Below are 17,042 nucleotides of genomic sequence, written 5' to 3'. Positions count from 1 at the left end.
CGAATTGGCGATCGTGGTCAGCTGAACCCAATCCCGGGTCACTCATGCCCGGCACTCTAACGGGATTGCGCCCGGCTGCGCCGCGCGTGCGATCGCTCGGGGCGGATGCTCAGCGACCCGCCGCGCCCTGTCTACGATTGGCGCATGCCGATACCCGCTCCCAGCCCCGACGCGCGTGCCGTTGTCACTGGAGCCTCGCAAAACATCGGCGAGGCCCTGGCCACCGAACTTGCCGCGCGCGGGCACAGCCTGATCGTCACCGCGCGACGCGAGGACGTGCTGACCGAGCTGGCCGGCCGCCTGGCCGACAAGTACCGCGTCGCCGTCGAGGTGCGGCCCGCCGATCTCGCCGACCCATCCGAACGCGCGAAGCTGTGCGACGAACTGGCCGCGCGGCCCATCTCGATCCTGTGCGCCAACGCCGGCACGGCGACTTTCGGCCCGGTCGCGTCGCTCGACCCGGCGGGCGAAAAAGCCCAGGTGCAGCTGAATGCCGTAGCGGTGCACGATCTTGCGCTCGCGGTGCTGCCGGGCATGATCGAACGCAAGGCCGGCGGCATATTGATTTCTGGTTCGGCGGCCGGCAATTCGCCGATTCCCTACAACGCCACCTACGCCGCGACCAAGGCCTTCGCGAACACCTTCAGCGAATCGCTGCGCGGTGAACTGCGCCGCTCCGGTGTGCACGTCACGCTGCTGGCCCCGGGTCCGGTACGCACGGAACTGCCCGACGCCGACGAGGCGTCGCTCGTCGAAAGGCTAGTGCCGGACTTCTTGTGGATATCCACGGAGCACACCGCCCGGGTATCGCTAGATGCCTTGGAGCGCAACAAGATGCGCGTGGTGCCCGGCCTGACATCGAAGGCCATGTCGGTGGCTAGCCAGTACGCGCCGCGCGCCATCGTCGCGCCGATCGTCGGCAGCTTCTACAAGAAGCTCGGCGGGTAGCCGTCACTTCCGGCGGCGGCGGCCGGTGCCGAAGATGCTGCGGGTGATTTCGCGCGCGGTCGTGTTGAGGACGCTCTTGACCGTCGGATCGTGCAAGATCTGCTCCCACATACCGGGGCCTCGCGGCTCGGCCGGTACGGGCATCGGCGGGAGCTCCAGATCGTCCGGCCACGGCAGGGGGTCGTATTTCCCACGGGGCGGCGGGGCCTGCGGTGGTGGTTCCGGTGGCGGATTGAGCTTGGCGCTGAGCATCTCGTGGGCCGACTCCCGATCGATCGTCTGGCCGTATGCGGCCTGCAGCGGGCTGGCCTTGGCCGCGGCGCCGACCGCGTCGACGCCGATAGCGCCCATCAGCGACCGGGGTACTCGCATGCGGGTCCACGCGACCGGCGTCGGGGCGCCCTTCTCCGAGAGGACGGTGACGATGGCCTCACCGATACCCAGCGACGTCAGCGCCGACTCCAGGTCGTAGACATCGGTTTTGGGATAGGTGCGGACGGTCTTGGACAACGCCTTTTGATCGTCGGGGGTGAACGCCCGCAATGCGTGCTGGATTCTGGCACCCAGCTGGGACAGCACTTCGTTGGGTAGATCCGTGGGCAACTGCGTGCAGAAGAACACCCCGACACCCTTGGAGCGAATCAGCTTGACCGTCTGCTCGACCTGTTCGAGGAATGCCTTGGAGGCATCGGCGAACAACAGGTGCGCCTCGTCGAAGAAGAACACCAGCTTGGGTTTGTCCAGGTCACCCACCTCGGGCAGGAACGTGAACAGATCGGCCAGCACCCACATCAAGAACGTGGAAAACAGCACCGGGCGCAGCGACTGGCCGCTGAACTCGAGCAGCGAGATGATGCCACGCCCCTGACTGTCGACCCGCAGCAGGTCCTCGGGCCGAAGCTCCGGCTCGCCGAAGAAGGTGTCAGCCCCCTCGGCCTCCAGATTGACCAATGCCCTCAGGATGACACCGGCAGTCGTGGGGGACACCGCCCCAAGGGATTTCAGCTCGGCCTTGCCCTCATCACTGGTCAGGTGGCTGATGACAGCTCGCAGGTCCTTCAGGTCCAGCAGCGGTAGCCCGCGCTGGTCGGCCCAATGGAAGATCAGCCCGAGCGTAGATTCCTGGGTAGCGTTGAGCCCCAAGACCTTTGCCAGCAGAATGGGGCCGAAGCTGGAAATGGTCGCCCGCACCGGCACGCCGGCCCCACTGGTGCCCAGCGACAAGAACTCGACCGGGAATGCCGTCGGCGTCCAATTGTCCCCGGTATCCTTCGCGCGCTCCGCGGTCTTGTCGTTGGGCTCCCCCGCCCGGGCCAGGCCGGACAAGTCGCCCTTGACGTCGGCCATGAGCACCGCGACACCTGCCACGCTGAGCTGCTCGGCGATCAGCTGCAGCGTCTTGGTCTTGCCGGTGCCGGTGGCCCCGGCCACCAGGCCGTGCCGGTTGATGGTGGCCAGCGGAATGCGGATCTGCGCGGCGGGATCGGCCGCGTCGTCGACGACGACGGAGCCCAGTTCCAGGGCCTTGCCGTCGACCGCGTAGCCGGCCGAGATCCGCGTCGCCGATTCCGTGCTCATCGTGCCGCGCCTTCCCAATAGTTACCCCATGCAGTACGGCAGAACTTCACACTACTTGCCAGGGGAGAAGGGGCAGGGCCGACGTGGGCTTTAGTCTGGGCGCTGTGCGCGACGCATTGGTGTGGATCGACTGCGAGATGACCGGCCTGGATCTGGCATCGGACAAGCTGATCGAAATCGCCGCCCTGGTCACCGACGCCGATCTGAACATTCTCGGCGACGGAATCGACGTGGTGATCCACGCCGAGGACGCCGCGCTGTCGTCGATGATCGACGTGGTCGCCGAAATGCATTCGCGCTCGGGACTGATCGGCGAGGTGAAGGCGTCCACCGTCGACCTGGCAACGGCCGAGACGATGGTGCTCGACTACATCGGCGAACACGTCAAGCAGCCCAAGACGGCGCCGCTGGCGGGCAACTCCATCGCCACCGACCGTGCGTTCATCGCGCGCGACATGCCCGCCTTGGACTCATTCCTGCACTACCGGATGATCGACGTCAGCTCGATCAAGGAACTCTGCCGCCGCTGGTACCCGCGCATCTACTTCGGCCAACCGACCAAGGGACTCACCCACCGGGCGCTGGCTGACATCCACGAATCCATTCGCGAACTTCAGTTCTACCGACGCACCGCCTTCGTGCCCCTGCCGGGGCCCTCTACCAGCGAAATCGCGGCAGTGGTCGCCGAACTTGACGGCGACGGGGGCGCGCCGGAAACAATCGATTCGGCCGACGAGCACCCGAGCGGTTAATATCGACGTCGCCGCTCGTTGGTTCCCGCGGGGGCCGGCTTGGCGGCGATGGTGAGTGTAGTTCAGTTGGTAGAGCACCAGGTTGTGATCCTGGGTGTCGCGGGTTCGAGTCCCGTCACTCACCCCGAAGGTGACGATCTTCGTCGAGATTGTGGCCATGGTCGTTGTTGGTGCCGGAAGCACGACGCTCACGGCAATTTCGGCGCCGCCGCGTCAGCGGTCCCCGCTGCTCACGCGTTGGCGTTACCGGCGCGCCACTGGTCCCAGGGGATGTTCCAGTCCCCGAGGCCGTCGATGCCGGACAGTGTGCCCCCCACGGTGTTGACCACCTCGACGACGTCGCCGCTCTTGATGTGGTCGTAGAACCACTCCGCGTTGCTGGGGCTCACATTCAGACACCCGTGGCTGGTGTTGGTGTGGCCCTGAGCACCCACCGACCACGGCGCGGAGTGCACGAACACACCGCTGTAGGAAATCTGTGTGGCCCAGTCGACGTCGGTGCGATATCCGTTGGGCGAGTTGACGGGTACGCCATAGGTCGACGAGTCCATGATGATGTGCTTGAACCGCGCGCCGACGATGTAGACGCCGTTGGCCGTCGGGGTGCTGTCCTTGCCCATCGACGTCGGCATCGTCTTGACCACTTCGCCGTTGATCCGCACGGTCAGCATCTTGGTGTTGTCGTCGGCGGTCGCGATGACCTCATCGCCGATGGTGAAGTGCGTCTTGACGTTGTCCTCGCCGAACATTCCTTCGCCCAAGTCGACACCGTAGGTGTTGACCGCCACGTCAACCGCCGTACCCGGCTTCCAGAAATGCTCTGGGCGCCAACGCACTTCGCGGTTGTTCAGCCAGTAGAAGGCGCCCTCGACAGGCGGGTTGGTAGTGATGGTGATGGCCTTCTCGGCCGCGACACGGTTCGCGATGTTCTCGTCGAACCGGATCGCCACCGGCTCGCCGATGCCCACGACCTCGCCGTCACCGGGATTGACGTACGGCATCGTCAGGTGCGCGGGCGAGCTGGTCTGGAAGGTCATCTGCCGGCTGGCCGCACCACCGAGCCCGAGCGCCTTCACGTTGAGCGTGTAGCGCCGGTTGTAGCCGAGCGGTTCGGTGGTCGCCCAGTGCAGGCCGTCCGGGCTGAGTTGACCGCTGATCGCCCTGCCGTTGTCGTTGACCATGGTGACCGCACCGAGCACACCGTCGGCGACGGTCACCGACACCGGTGCGTCCACGGTGACGCCGACGGCACCGTCAGTCACCGAAGTGGTCAGCTTGGGGACCAGCAGATCGGCGAATGGCGTGCCCTTGTCGACGATGACCTTCACCGGTGCCGGCGCGCCACCGCCGCCGCACGCCACGGCGAACACAGCAACCGGGATCATGATCGTAGCCAGCCACGATCGACGTCTGCGCAAAGGCGTCATCAAGTGACCTTCCACGTAGATCTTGCCCATTTTGGTCACCGCTGACCCTGGATTGTTCCTAGCATTGTAGTGCGTCGCCGCCCCACATCGGGCATTTGTGAGGGTGTGGACGCGGTTTCAGCGCCACTCGCCCCGGACCGGACTGGCGGGCCGGAGATACCATGAGGTGGGATTTCGCTCTGCGACGAAACGCCTGTTATTGTCGCAAACGCGGTCTCCGGCCGACCAAGGCGCCGTTAGCTCAGTTGGTAGAGCAGCTGACTCTTAATCAGCGGGTCCGGGGTTCGAAACCCTGACGGCGCACCAAGCCCGAAACCACTTGCGCTGGAAGGTGGCTCGGCCGGACGAGACTCAGCGATTTCTGATTCGGTGGATCACCACCACGACGACGACGGACCCGACCCCCACCAGCGACACCGTCACCACGGGTTTCCTGACGAAGGCGATCACCCGGGCCTTGACGTCGTCGGCGAGGCGGCGGGGATTGGCCCGCTCAGCAAGGGAATCGACGGTCGCCGCCAACCGGTCACGGGCGAGGTCGATCTCCTGCTTGATGGTGTCGGGGTCGCGGTCCACCACGTGTCTGTCCTCCAAGTCGCCCACAATCTCCGCTGCTGCGCTTGCCCGCACTACCCTAGATCAGTGACCAAGACCACGCGGCTGGCGCCCGGCGACAAAGCGCCTGCTTTCAGCCTGCCCGACGCCGACGGCAACAAGGTGTCCCTGGCCGACTACAAGGGACGGCGGGTCATTGTGTACTTCTACCCGGCCGCCTCGACACCGGGATGCACGAAAGAGGCTTGCGATTTTCGCGACAACCTGCGTGATCTCAGCGCCGCCGGCCTCGACGTCGTCGGCGTCTCTCCTGACCCGCCCGCGAAACTGGCCAAATTCCGCGACGCCGAGGGACTGACGTTTCCGCTGTTGTCCGATCCCCACCGCACCGTGTTGACGGCCTGGGGCGCCTACGGCGAGAAGCAGATGTACGGCAAGACCGTTCGGGGGGTGATCCGATCCACCTTCGTCGTCGACGAAAAGGGCAAGATCGCCGTCGCGCAGTACAACGTCAAGGCCACCGGCCACGTCGCCAAACTTCGACGCGACCTGTCGGTGTGATCAGCCTGGTAAACAGCCCAGGTTTGCCAGCAGCAGCGCCTCAGCAACCGCGGCGCGTTCCAGCACCCCCAGATGCAGGCTCTCGTTGACGCTGTGCGCCTGGGTTCCGGGATCCTCCACCCCGGTGACGAGGATCTTGGCCTGCGGGAACGCTGCGGCGAACTCGGCGATGAACGGGATCGAGCCACCCATCCCCATGTCGATCGGGTCCGTACCCCACGCCTGCCGGAACGCCGCGCGCGCGGCGTCGTATACCGGTCCGGTGGCCTCGATCGAGTACGGCTGCCCGATCTCGCCGCGGGTGACCGTGACTTGTGCGCCCCACGGGGCATGTCGCCGCAGATGCGCCTGAAGCGCATCCAGGTGCGCGACCGCGTCGCCACCGGGAGCGACCCGGATGCTCACCTTCGCCCGGGCCCGCGGGATCAGCGTGTTCGATGCCGCCGCAACGGATGTGGTGTCGATGCCGATCACGGTGATCGCCGGCTTGGCCCACAGCCGCTGCGGCACCGAACCCGAACCGATCTCGGACACCCCGTCCAGTAGACCCGACTCGGCGCGCACCCGCTCGGCGGGGTAATCGAGCGTCGCGGCGGTGCCTACGTGCAAGCCGGCCACGGCGACGTTGCCGTCGTCGTCGTGCAGGCTGGCCAGCAGCCGCACCAGCACGCTCAGCGCGTCGGGAACCACACCGCCCCATATCCCGGAATGCAGCCCGTGGTCGAGCGTGGCGACCTCGACCACGCAGTCGGCCATTCCGCGCAGCGACACCGTCAGCGCCGGGATGTCGGCACTCCAGTTGTCCGAGTCGGCGATGACGATCACGTCGGCGGCCAGCGCGTCGCGGTGGGCGGCGAGCAACCGGCCAAGCGATGGAGAGCCGGATTCTTCCTCGCCCTCGACGAAGACCGTCACGCCCACCGGCGGTCGACCGCCGTGTGCCCGGAAGGCCGCCAAATGCGTTGCGATGCCGGCTTTGTCATCGGCGCTGCCCCGGCCGTACAGCCGCCCGTCGCGCTCGGTCGGCTCGAAGGGCGGCGACGCCCACTGACCGGGGTCGCCTTCGGGCTGGACGTCGTGGTGGGCATACAGCAGCACGGTGGGCGCGCCCGGTGGCGCCGGATGCTGCGCGATGACCGCCGGGGCACCGCCCTCGCTGACGATACGCACATCGCCAAAACCCGCCTGCGACAACAGATCCGCCACCGCCCGCGCACAGCGATGCACCTCGTCGCGGCGGCTCGGGTCGGCCCACACCGATTCGATTCGCACCAAGTCCTCGAGATCGCGCCGCACCGACGGCAGCACCTCTCGGACGCGCTCCTCTACCGCGCGAGCAGACGCAGAGTCGCATGAATACTGGCCTGCGCGTGCGATTTTGTGTCTGCTCGCGCTCAAGGGGACTCCGACTCCAAAATGGCCACCGCGGCCGCGGTATCCCCTTCGTGGGTCAGCGACACGTGGATCGTCACGTCGGCCAGATGCTTGGCGATGGCGCCGGTCAACCGCACCCGGGGTCGCCCCCACATGTCGGTGACCACCTCGATATCGCGGTGGATATCCTCCGGCAACACGGGCCGCTGGGCGAACCGCGACCCCGACCAGGCCTTGATCACCGCCTCCTTAGCGGCCCACCGGGCCGCCAGGTGACGGGCCGCCGACGAACTCTTGTCCGAGGCGTCGCGGCGCTCACCCGGGGTGAAGGTTGCGGAGAACACCGTTCCCGGCTGGTCGACCTGCTCGGCGAACTCAGGAATGGAGACGAGATCGATCCCCACTCCAACGATTCCCATGGGTCGCCAGGCTAACGGATAGGCCAAGCCCGGCGACGATGCGGTCCGCGCAGCGGACCGAGGAGGAGCCGGGCAATCCGGCCAAGTCAGCCGATATAGGCCTGGCCGTCGCCCAGCCGGGCGGCCGGATTCAGCAGCATCGCCGCTTCTTGCGGCCGCTCCGGCGCGTCGTGACCGAAGCGCCGGTCGGCGGGCCGCTCGTACATCGGCGCTCCGCCGGCGATAGCCGAAGCCAGCCGACGCTGACCGGCCACCAGGCGTGCGTCGGCGCGCCGCTGGTACTCCGCACGCTGTTCGGGCTTCAGCGACGCGACGAACGCCTGCGGATGAACCAGCGCCACCAGCCCGGACACGTGGCCGAACCCGAGGCTGGTCAGCAGCCCGGCTTTGAGCGGGAACTTCTCGCCGAGCCGCAACGTCTCACGCACCCACACGAAGTGTGCGGAGCCGGCCAATTCGTCGTCGACGCAATCCAGGCTGCGGTTGGGCGGGATCACCCCGTCGCGCAGCATCTGGCACAGCCCCATCGTCTGGAAGACCGCGGCGCCGCCCTTGGCGTGGCCGGTGAGGCTCTTCTGGGACACCACGAACAGCGGGGCGCCCGGCGAGCGGCCCAGCGAGTCGGCGAGCCGCTCGTGCAGCTCGGTCTCGTTGGGATCGTTGGCCAGCGTCGAGGTGTCGTGCTTGGAGACCACCGCGATGTCGTCCGCGGATACCCCCAGCTTGGCCAGCGCGCGCGCCAACGGAGAGTCCTTGCCGCCGCGGCCGGCCCCCAGCGCGCCCAGGCCCGGGGCGGGGATCGACGTGTGCACACCGTCGCCGAACGACTGCGCAAAGGCCACCACGGCCAACACCGGTAAACCCATCTTGAGCGCCAGGTCTCCGCGGGCCAGCAGGATCGTGCCGCCACCTTGGGCTTCGACGAAGCCCAGCCGGCGCCGGTCGTTGGGCCGGGAGAACTTCGAGTCGCTGATGCCCCTGCCCCGCATCATCTCGGTGTCGGCGGTCGCGGCCATGTCACCGAAGCCGATGATGGCCTCCAGCGTCAGGTCATCCAGACCGCCGGCCACCACCAGCTCGGCCTTGCCCAGCCGGATCTTGTCGACGCCCTCCTCCACCGACACCGCCGCGGTGGCGCACGCGGCAACCGGGTGGATCATCGCGCCGTAACTGCCGACATAGGACTGAACCACATGCGCGGCAACGACATTCGGCAGCACTTCCTGCAGGATGTCGTTCGGCTTGTTCCGGCCCAGCAGGTTGCCGTGGTACATGGTCTGCATCGAGGTCATGCCGCCCATGCCGGTGCCCTGGGTGCTGGCCACCAAGCTCGGGTGCACGTAGCGCATCACCTCGGCCGGGCTGAACCCGGCGGATAGGAACGCATCGACGGTGGTGATGATGTTCCACAGCGCCACCCGGTCGATCGAGGTGGCCATGTCCTGGCTGATTCCCCACACCGTCGGGTCGAATCCGGTTGGGATCTGCGCCCCGACGGTCCGCGACAGCTTGGTCTTGCGCGGCACCCGGATCTCGGTGCCGGCCTTGCGGATAACCTGCCAGTCGGTGGAGTCGGGCACCGGCCGGACGACCGTGTGTTCCGGGTCGAACTGCACGAACGCGCGGGCGTCGGCCTCCGACGACACGACGAACGCAAAGTCCTTGTCCAGGAATACCGATACCAGCAACGGGGACGCGTGGTCCGGGTCGATCGCGCCGTCATCAACAAACTCGCGAATGCCAACGCGCTCAATTACGGCGTCGTGGTAACGCTCAACCAGCTCCGCTTCGTCGACCAGGTCGCCGGATTCGGTGTCATACCAACCCGGTTGGGGGTCGTCTTCCCAACGGATCAACCCGGTGGTCCAGGCGAGCTCCAATACGCCGGCCGCCGACAGTTCGTTTTCGACCTCCATTTCGAACCGGGTCCGTGACGAACCGTACGGGCCGATCTCGGCCCCGCCGACGATCACCACCAGGTCGGTCGGGTCGACGTCGAGGTCGTCCCACTCCGGTGGCGGTGCCGGGGTAAAGCCACGCGGCGGCGACGGCAGCGCGCGAATGGTGCCCTCGGTCTCGGCCTCCGCCTGCGCCTCTTGTGGAGCGGCCTTCGCGGCATGCTCCTCGCGCGCCGTGGCGGCCAGGTCGGCCATGTCCAGGTTTGCCTCGGCCAGCCCGCCGGTCAGGTCGGCCGTGATGGGGGCGCTGGCCGCGGCCACCTTGGACTCCACATCGCACAGGCCGAGCAGCATCGCCGCCATCTCGTCGGTTGAGTACGTGGTGACGCCCGCATCCTCGACGGCACTGACGATGGCGTCGTTGTGGCCCATCAGCCCGGTGCCCCGGGTCCAGCCGATCAAGGCGTGGGCAAGGCTGACGCGCGCCGCCCACGAAGACTCGGCGTGCCAGCGGCTCACCACCGCGTCCAGCGCCGACTTGGCTTCGCCGTAGGCGCCGTCGCCGCCGAACATTCCGCGGTTGGGCGAACCGGGCAGCACCACGTGCAGCCGCGACGCGATGTCACGCTCGGCGCCAATTCTGGACAGCCCGCCGATCAGCCGCTGCACGGCCCACAGCAGCACCTTCATCTCCATCTCGGCGCGCGAACCGGCCTCCGACAGATCGCCGGCGACACGCGGTGCCGCGAACGGGAAGAGCAGCGTCGGGGTCTGCGCGTCCTTGATGTGAATCGACTGCGGCCCAAGGCTTTCAGTCTGCTCATTGCCGATCCATTCGATCAGCGCGTCGATGTCGGAGTAGGACGCCATGTTCGCCGCGACCACCCACAGCGTCGCGCCATAGCGGGCGTGGTCACGGTACAAGGTGCGGTAGAAGGCCAACCGTTCGTCGTCGAGCTTCGAGGTGGTCGCGATGACGGTGGCGCCACCGTCGAGCAGGCGCGCGGCCACCGACGCGGCGATCGAGCCTTTCGAAGCGCCTGTCACCACGGCGACTTCGCTGCTGTAGGGGCCGGGGTCGGGGGTTTCGGCCCCGGCGGCGATCCGGCCGTACAGCGACGCGTGGATCTGACGGCCCGCCGCCAGCGACTTGCCCTGCCACCACGTGGCCTGGGTCGCGACGACGTGACCGGCGCCCTCGAAACGCTCCGACAGACGCAACCAGTTGGCGTCGATCTCGCCCTCGTCGGTCAGCCACAGCCTGACCAGATCCTCGCGGGCGCTGGCCCACCGGTCGTCGAAGACGACGGCCTTCTTGGCGTCGAACACCGGCGCCACCAAACGTGGCCAGTCCGCACCCAATTCGGCGGTAACCAGGTCGATGAGCTCGGCGTCGGTGGCGGCCGGCGGTGCAGTGACCGGATCGTCCAGCCCCAGCTGGCCCAGCACCAGGCGAGCCGCCGAGGCCAGCACGCCGTCGCGGCCGGTGATCTGATCGGTGAATTCGCTCAGTGCGGCCGCGTCGACGGTCGCGCCGCTGCCACCGCCCGCGGACGGGAGGGTCACCGAAACGCCCCGGCGTGCGGCGACCGACGCCACCGCGGCATCGATGACCTTGTCGACCGAAGCGGCATCGGCCACCGCGCCCTCGTGCAGGTGCCCCAGGGCGCCGCCACGAACGCTGGTGCCCTCGCGCGTTCCCAGCGCGACCTCGACCGTGACGTGCTTGGCCCAACCGTCGCCGAGCTCCCAGGTCTTCTTGACCCGCTCCGCAATGGCGGCCGGCCGCTTGCCCGACGGCCCGAGAACCGTCCGCAGCTGATCGTTGATCGCGTCGGAAAGCACTGGGCCGTAAGGCTTATAGGTGCGGGCAAGCTTAGTAACCTGCGAGCGCAGCCCGGCCAGGTCGGCCTCGGCGGCGCCATCGATAGCACCCAGGTTCAGCTCGGAACCCAGGTCTACCAACAGCTGGTTGCGTCGCGACGACGCACCGTCGGTGATGGATTCGATCGAGTCCGGCTCCTCGATCTGGTCGATGCGCATCTTGGCCGAAAGCGCGATCAGCGCCAGGGTGGCATCGGCCGCGTCGAATGCAATGTCGTCGGGGCGGGGGCCCGCCGAAGGCGCCACCGGCGCGGGCGCTACCGCAGCGGCTTGCGACGCCGCCTGCACAACAGGCTCCTCGTCCTCCGGCTCCGGCTCGGGATCGGTGTCGGTCGCGAACAGCACCGCGGCGTCGCGCTCGGCGTTGAGCACTTCCACTGTGCTGTGGGCATATTCGGGCAGCTTCAGGGTGTTGGTCGCCAGGCCCGCGACCGTCGGCGACGACTTCACGCCGATCTCGACGAACCGCTCAACCCCCAGGCCGCCGGCCGCCTCCTCGATGAACAGCAGGTCCTGCGTCTCGATCCAGCGCACCGGGCTGGCGAACTGCCACGCCAATAGCTCGATCAACACCACGCGTGCCATCTCGTTGCGGCGCTCGGCAAGCCAGGTGTCGTAGTCGGCGAGGATCTGGTCGAGCGGCTCGGCGGGCACCAGGTCGCGGATTTCCTGGATGAAGTCGCGATCCAGCGTGAATGGGCGCGGCACCAGGTTGGGGATGTAGCGCCCGATGATCACGTCGGGATCTTTGTCGCGCGGCATGACTCGGTCCAGCGAGCGGCGAAACTCCGCCACCCCGACCCGCAGCACCCGCGAGTGGAACGGAACGTCGATGCCGGGCACCAGGATGAACGAGCGCCGGCCACCGGTGATCTCGCGCCGCCGCTCCACCTCGGCCTCCAGCGCCTCCAGACCCCGAACCGTGCCGGCGATCGCGTATTGCGAGCCGCGCAGGTTGAAGTTCACGATCTCCAAAAACTCGCCGGTGCTTTCGGCGATCCCGGCCACGAACGCAGGCACTTCGTCGTCCGGAAGGTCGATCTGGGAGGGCCGGATCGCCGCCAACCGGTAGTTGGAGCGACCCAGCTCGTCGCGGGGCACGATGTCGTGCATCTTCGACCCGCGGTGAAACACCGTCTCCAGCAAGGCTTCCAGCTCGTACACGCCCGTGACACAAGCCAGCGCGGTGTACTCGCCGACCGAATGGCCGCAGGCGATGGCGCCCTCGACGAACGCACCCTGCTCGCGCATCTCGGCGACCTGGGCCGCCGCCACCGTCGCCATCGCGACCTGAGTGAACTGCGTCAGGTACAGCACCCCGTCGGGGTGGTGGTAGTGCACGCCGCTGGCGATGATGCTGGTCGGGTTGTCGCGCACCACGTGCAGCACCGAGAACCCCAGCGTGTCACGGGTGAACTTGTCCGCCTTGTCCCACACCCTGCGGGCCGCCTTGGAGCGGGCACGCACGTCCATACCCATGCCCTTGTGCTGGATACCCTGGCCGGGGAACGCGTAGACCGTCTTGGGCGCGGCCAGGCGGGCCGACGCCGACATCACCAGATCCGATCCGATGCGTGCGGTTACCTCCAAAACCTCTGCGCCCCGGTCGATCCCGACACGCTCGACGCGGAAGTCCACCTCGTCACCGGGACGCACCATGCCCAGGAACCGCGCAGTCCAGCCCACCAGCCGGGCCGGCGGGCGGGCCTGCCCGTCGGTGGCGGTGACCGCGTGCTGCGCCGCGGCCGACAGCCACATGCCGTGCACGATGGGCCCACCTCCACTATCAGGCCCCGCCAGCCCCGCCAGTAGGGCGGCGGCCCGATCGGTGTGAATGGGGTTGTGGTCGCCGGACACCACCGCGAACGGGCGCATGTCGACCGGCGCCGTGAGAGTGACGTCACGGCGGCGGCGACGCGGGGTGTCGGTGGCGTTCTCGGATATCGCACCACCCGCCCGGACCGGGTCGGTGAGTTCGGCGGCGCCGGTGCGCCCAAGGATGACGAACCGTTCCTCGAGGGTCGCGATCACCGCGGCGTCGGGCCCGGTGATCGTCACCGCGACCGAGACGACGCGGCCCATGTCGGTATCAATGGCGTTGGAAGCCGTTGCGGTGACGTCCAATTGGGCCGGAACGGTAGGTAGCTGACCGACCACCCGGGCGGCGTGATCCAGGTGCACCAGGCTGAGCAGGCCCTCCACCACGGGCTCACCGCGATCGGTCACCGTCGAGCCGATCACCGCGAAAACCGCGGGCCAGCAAGGACCGACAAGCGCGTCGGGCACGGTGGTGAGGCTGGGCGCCAGCGGCTCGCCGAAGGTGGCCGTGACACCGGTGTGGTCGGCGACCCGCTCGGGGTCCCAGTCCACCGTCAGCGTGGCGGTCCCGTCGTTCACCGCGGGCAGCGACTCGGGCCCGTCGACACCGGCGGCGATGGCGAGCACCGAGCGCATCGCGGTGGCGGCGTCAGCCGCGGAGACCACCGGAGTACCACCGTCAATCGTGTTGGGGGGCAAGGTGAAACGGATGTCGACCCAGGTGCCCGACACCGGCACCCGCAGCACGACGTCGTCGTCGTCGTCGGTCTGCAGCCGGGCTCCAGTGGACGAGTGTGTGGCAATCCGGTTTTCGTTCACCTGCCAGTCGGCCGGATCGGCGATTCGGTGGACCGGGTTGGTCGTGGTGCGGCCCGCCCACAGCACGTCGGGTGCGTCGAGCACGACGGCCAGCGGCCCGGTGACGTCGGTGCGCCCCTGCCGGCGGGCGGTGACGTCCTGCGGCCGCCCGTCCGTGGCAAGTATCTCGTCGATGGCGGCCTGTTCGAAACGGTCCAGCAGCTCACCGACGGGTTCGTCCATCCGGGTGATGCCGGCGACCGACGCCGTACCGGGGATGATGCACACCGCATCGGCGTCGTAGCGGGCGTCGTGCGCCTGCCACAGCGAGTCGCTGCGCCACCAGCGCCGCACGTCCTTGTCGATCACCGGCACGAAGTTGACCGGCTTGCCCATCGTCTTGCACAGCGTGATGAAGAAGGGCACGTCCGCGGGGTGTAGTTGGACGGTCTCGGCGTCGGGGTAGCGCGCGAGCAGGGTGGCGATGGCCTGATCGGGGTTCTCCAGCAGCGCGGGGTCGGCAAACAGCGTCTCGATCGGGCCGAAATCCTTTGGGTGCAAACGAGCTTCGGCGCGCTGCAGCATCTGCGCGAACCGGTCACGCCAGGTGTCGGCCAGCCACGGGCTGCCCGGTGAGGCCGTGACATCCCCTTTCATGGTGGAGTTGCCGTCGCCGATGGTCAGCTCGAGGTAGCGCTGCAGCCACTGCCGGTAGGTCATCTCGGACACGTCGCCGAAGTACGGCTTGGCGGTGTTGGCCATCGCCGCGATGATCTCGTCGCGGCGCTGTCCGACCGCCTCGGCGTCGCCGGCGACCTCGTCGAGCAGCCGTCCGCAGCGGGAGGCGGTGTTGTCGATCTCGTGGATGTCGGCGCCGAGCTGGCTGCGGCTGGAAGCCATGCCGCCCTGGGCTTTTCCGGCGCTGATCCATTGGTCGGTGCCTTGGGTCTCGACCAGCATCCGCTTGACCGAGGGCGACGTGGTGGACTCGAGCGTCGCCATCGCCGCGGTGCCCACCAGAACGCCGTCGATCGGCATCAACGGGAATCCGTACGCCTGCGCCCAGCGCCCGGACAGGTACTCGGCGGCCCGCTCCGGGGTGCCGATGCCGCCGCCGACGCACACGGTGATGTTGGCGCGCGACCGCAACTCCGAGTAGGTGGCCAGCAGCAAGTCGTCGAGGTCTTCCCAGGAATGGTGGCCACCGGCGCGCCCGCCCTCGACGTGCATGATGACCGGCCTGGTGGGCACCTCGGTCGCGATGCGGATCACCGAGCGGATCTGCTCGATGGTTCCGGGCTTGAATACCACGTGGCTGATGCCGATGCCGTCCAGCTCGTCGATGAGCTCGACGGCTTCCTCGAGATCGGGGATGCCGGCGCTGATCACCACGCCGTCGATCGCCGCACCGGACTGGCGGGCCTTCTGCACCAATCGCTTGCCACCGACCTGGAGCTTCCACAAGTAGGGGTCGAGGAAGAGTGCGTTGAATTGGTAGGTGCGGCCGGGCTCGAGCAGTCCGGACAGCTCCTCGATGCGCTTGTGGAAGATCTCCTCGGTGACCTGTCCGCCGCCGGCCAGCTCGGCCCAGTGTCCGGCATTGGCCGCGGCGGCGACGATCTTGGCGTCGACGGTGGTCGGCGTCATGCCGGCCAGCAGGATGGGTGACCGACCGGTGAGCCGGGTGAACTTCGTCGACAGCTTGACACGGCCGTCGGGCAGGCGAACCACGGTGGGCGCGTAGCTCGACCAGGGGCGGGCCACCTCTGGGGTGGCGCCGACGGTGAACAGGTTGCGCTGGCCGCCGCGGGTCGCCGCGGGCACGATGCCCACCCCAAGTCCGCGGATTACCGGCGCGGTCAGCCGGGTCAGGATGTCCCCGGGACCCAGGTCGAGAATCCAGCGTGCGCCGGCCTCGTGGACGCGGGTGATCTCGTCCACCCAGTCGACCCGGCTCACCAAAATGGACTCGGCCAGTTTCCGGGCCAACTCGACGTCCAGGCCCACCTTCTCGGCCCAGCCGCCGACGATGTCGATACCGTCGGCCAGCCGCGGGGTGTGGAAGCCGACCTCCACCTTCACCGGGTCGAAGGCGGGCGCGAAGACATCACCGCCACGGATCTTGTTCTTCCGGTCGGCTTCTTCCTTCTCGGAGATCTGCCGGCAATAGAGTTCGAACCGCGAGAGCTCGTCCGGCGTGCCGGTGATGACGACCGCACGCCGACCGTTGCGGATGGACAACACCGGGGGCAGCACCGTGCGAACGTCCTGGGCGAAGTCCTCGAGCAGCCGCCGGATGCGCTCCGGGTCGGCGTTGGTGACCGAGACCATCGGCGGCCGATCGCCGAGGATACAGATTCCGCGCCGGCGAGCCACCAGCGTTCCGGCGGCACCGATCAGCTGCGCGAGCGCCAGCAGCTCCACATCACGCGCTCCCCCGGCTTTGAGCGCCTCGACCGCCAGCACGCCCTGTGAGTGTCCGGCGAGCGCCACCGGCGGGGTGGCCTTGAAGTCCATACCTTGGCGCGCGAGGGCGCGCGTGGCCGCGATCTGGGTGAGCAGCACGCCGGGTATCGACACCGCGGCCGACGTGAGGTGCTTGTCAGACGGGACCGGATCCTCGGCCGCCAGCGCACGGGCCCATTGCAGCGGCGCGAAACCGATCGGACGCACCACGACCAGCTCGCTTGCGACCGGCTCGAGCAGCAGCTCCACCTCGCCAACCAACGTCGCCAACTCGGATTCGATCCCGGCCCCGGATACCAACTCCTCGAGAGTCTCCAGCCAGGCGCTGCCCTGGCCACCGAACGCGACAGCGAACGGCTCTCCGGTCGTCAGGCGATCGACCAGAGCATGGGTGTCCGCCGCAAGCGGATGGTGCCCGCGGTCGCTGCCGTTGCCGTCAGCGGACACCCGGTCGTGCTCGTGGATCGTCACCTCAAAATCTCCCTGTATGCGCGTCTGTACGTCTCAGTTCATCCGGCCGGGCAACCGACGCCCGCGCCGGCCTAGTTGATTCCGCAGCGAATC

At 68.0% G+C, this 17,042-nt stretch carries 9 protein-coding genes and 2 tRNA genes; 5 read left to right on the top strand and 6 right to left on the bottom strand.

Translation table 11 applies throughout. The annotated features are described in order from the left end of the window. The first annotated feature begins 144 nt into the window (after positions 1–144). Positions 145–948 (top strand): mycolate reductase, encoded by an 804-nt coding sequence (gene cmrA / locus G6N24_RS05285; RefSeq protein WP_085156701.1) that lies wholly within the window; start codon positions 145–147, stop codon positions 946–948. Positions 949–951: 3 nt separating this feature from the next. Here cmrA and G6N24_RS05280 read toward each other — a convergent pair whose 3' ends face one another. Continuing rightward, positions 952–2,526, bottom strand: coding sequence for a helicase HerA-like domain-containing protein (locus tag G6N24_RS05280; RefSeq protein WP_085156643.1), 1,575 nt, complete (start codon positions 2,524–2,526; stop codon positions 952–954). A gap of 104 nt (positions 2,527–2,630) precedes the next feature. Here G6N24_RS05280 and orn point away from each other — a divergent pair, with 104 nt between their 5' ends. Beyond that, a complete protein-coding gene (gene orn, locus G6N24_RS05275) occupies positions 2,631–3,278 on the top strand; it encodes an oligoribonuclease (RefSeq protein WP_085156640.1) in 648 nt (215 codons plus the stop codon). Between the two features lie 51 nt (positions 3,279–3,329). After that, a tRNA-His gene (locus tag G6N24_RS05270) sits at positions 3,330–3,402 on the top strand. A gap of 106 nt (positions 3,403–3,508) precedes the next feature. On the opposite strand, the gene G6N24_RS05265 is transcribed toward G6N24_RS05270, so the two are convergent. Then, positions 3,509–4,705: a L,D-transpeptidase gene (locus G6N24_RS05265; RefSeq protein WP_085156698.1), complete on the bottom strand. Its 1,197-nt coding sequence runs from the start codon at positions 4,703–4,705 to the stop codon at positions 3,509–3,511. A 230-nt stretch (positions 4,706–4,935) separates the two neighbouring features. Between G6N24_RS05265 and G6N24_RS05260 the strand changes: the two genes are divergently transcribed. Then, positions 4,936–5,011: transfer RNA gene (locus tag G6N24_RS05260), tRNA-Lys, on the top strand. Positions 5,012–5,056: 45 nt separating this feature from the next. Here the strand turns inward: G6N24_RS05260 and G6N24_RS05255 are convergent. Continuing rightward, complete coding sequence (locus G6N24_RS05255) at positions 5,057–5,284, bottom strand: DUF3618 domain-containing protein (RefSeq protein ID WP_085156637.1); 228 nt, start codon at positions 5,282–5,284, stop codon at positions 5,057–5,059. A 63-nt stretch (positions 5,285–5,347) separates the two neighbouring features. Between G6N24_RS05255 and bcp the strand changes: the two genes are divergently transcribed. Further along, on the top strand, positions 5,348–5,821 hold the full coding sequence (gene bcp / locus G6N24_RS05250; RefSeq protein ID WP_085156634.1) for a thioredoxin-dependent thiol peroxidase: 474 nt from the start codon (positions 5,348–5,350) through the stop codon (positions 5,819–5,821). Here bcp and G6N24_RS05245 read toward each other — a convergent pair whose 3' ends face one another. From G6N24_RS05245 to G6N24_RS05235, 3 genes are all read right to left on the bottom strand, one after another. Continuing rightward, positions 5,822–7,219, bottom strand: a complete 1,398-nt coding sequence (locus G6N24_RS05245) for a dipeptidase (protein ID WP_139822195.1) — start codon at positions 7,217–7,219, stop codon at positions 5,822–5,824. It lies immediately after the preceding gene. Then, positions 7,216–7,614, bottom strand: coding sequence for a holo-ACP synthase AcpS (gene acpS / locus G6N24_RS05240; protein WP_085156631.1), 399 nt, complete (start codon positions 7,612–7,614; stop codon positions 7,216–7,218). Before acpS ends, G6N24_RS05245 begins: the two co-directional genes overlap by 4 nt. Positions 7,615–7,700: 86 nt before the next feature. Beyond that, positions 7,701–16,949, bottom strand: a complete 9,249-nt coding sequence (locus G6N24_RS05235; RefSeq protein ID WP_085156627.1) for a type I polyketide synthase — start codon at positions 16,947–16,949, stop codon at positions 7,701–7,703. Between the last annotated feature and the right edge of the window lie 93 nt (positions 16,950–17,042).

It is taken from the genome of Mycobacterium lacus, from assembly GCF_010731535.1.
GTDB classification, from domain to species: Bacteria; Actinomycetota; Actinomycetes; order Mycobacteriales; family Mycobacteriaceae; genus Mycobacterium; species Mycobacterium lacus.
The sequence above is the reverse complement of the archived record's forward strand: the minus strand, read 5'-3'. Positions and strand labels throughout refer to the sequence as shown.

Coding starts and splice junctions, on each gene's coding strand:
- cmrA (WP_085156701.1), top strand. CDS start 145: ATGCCGATACCCGCTCCCAGCCCCGACGCGCGTGCCGTTGTCACTGGA.
- G6N24_RS05265 (WP_085156698.1), bottom strand. CDS start 4,705: ATGACGCCTTTGCGCAGACGTCGATCGTGGCTGGCTACGATCATGATC.
- G6N24_RS05280 (WP_085156643.1), bottom strand. CDS start 2,526: ATGAGCACGGAATCGGCGACGCGGATCTCGGCCGGCTACGCGGTCGAC.
- acpS (WP_085156631.1), bottom strand. CDS start 7,614: ATGGGAATCGTTGGAGTGGGGATCGATCTCGTCTCCATTCCTGAGTTC.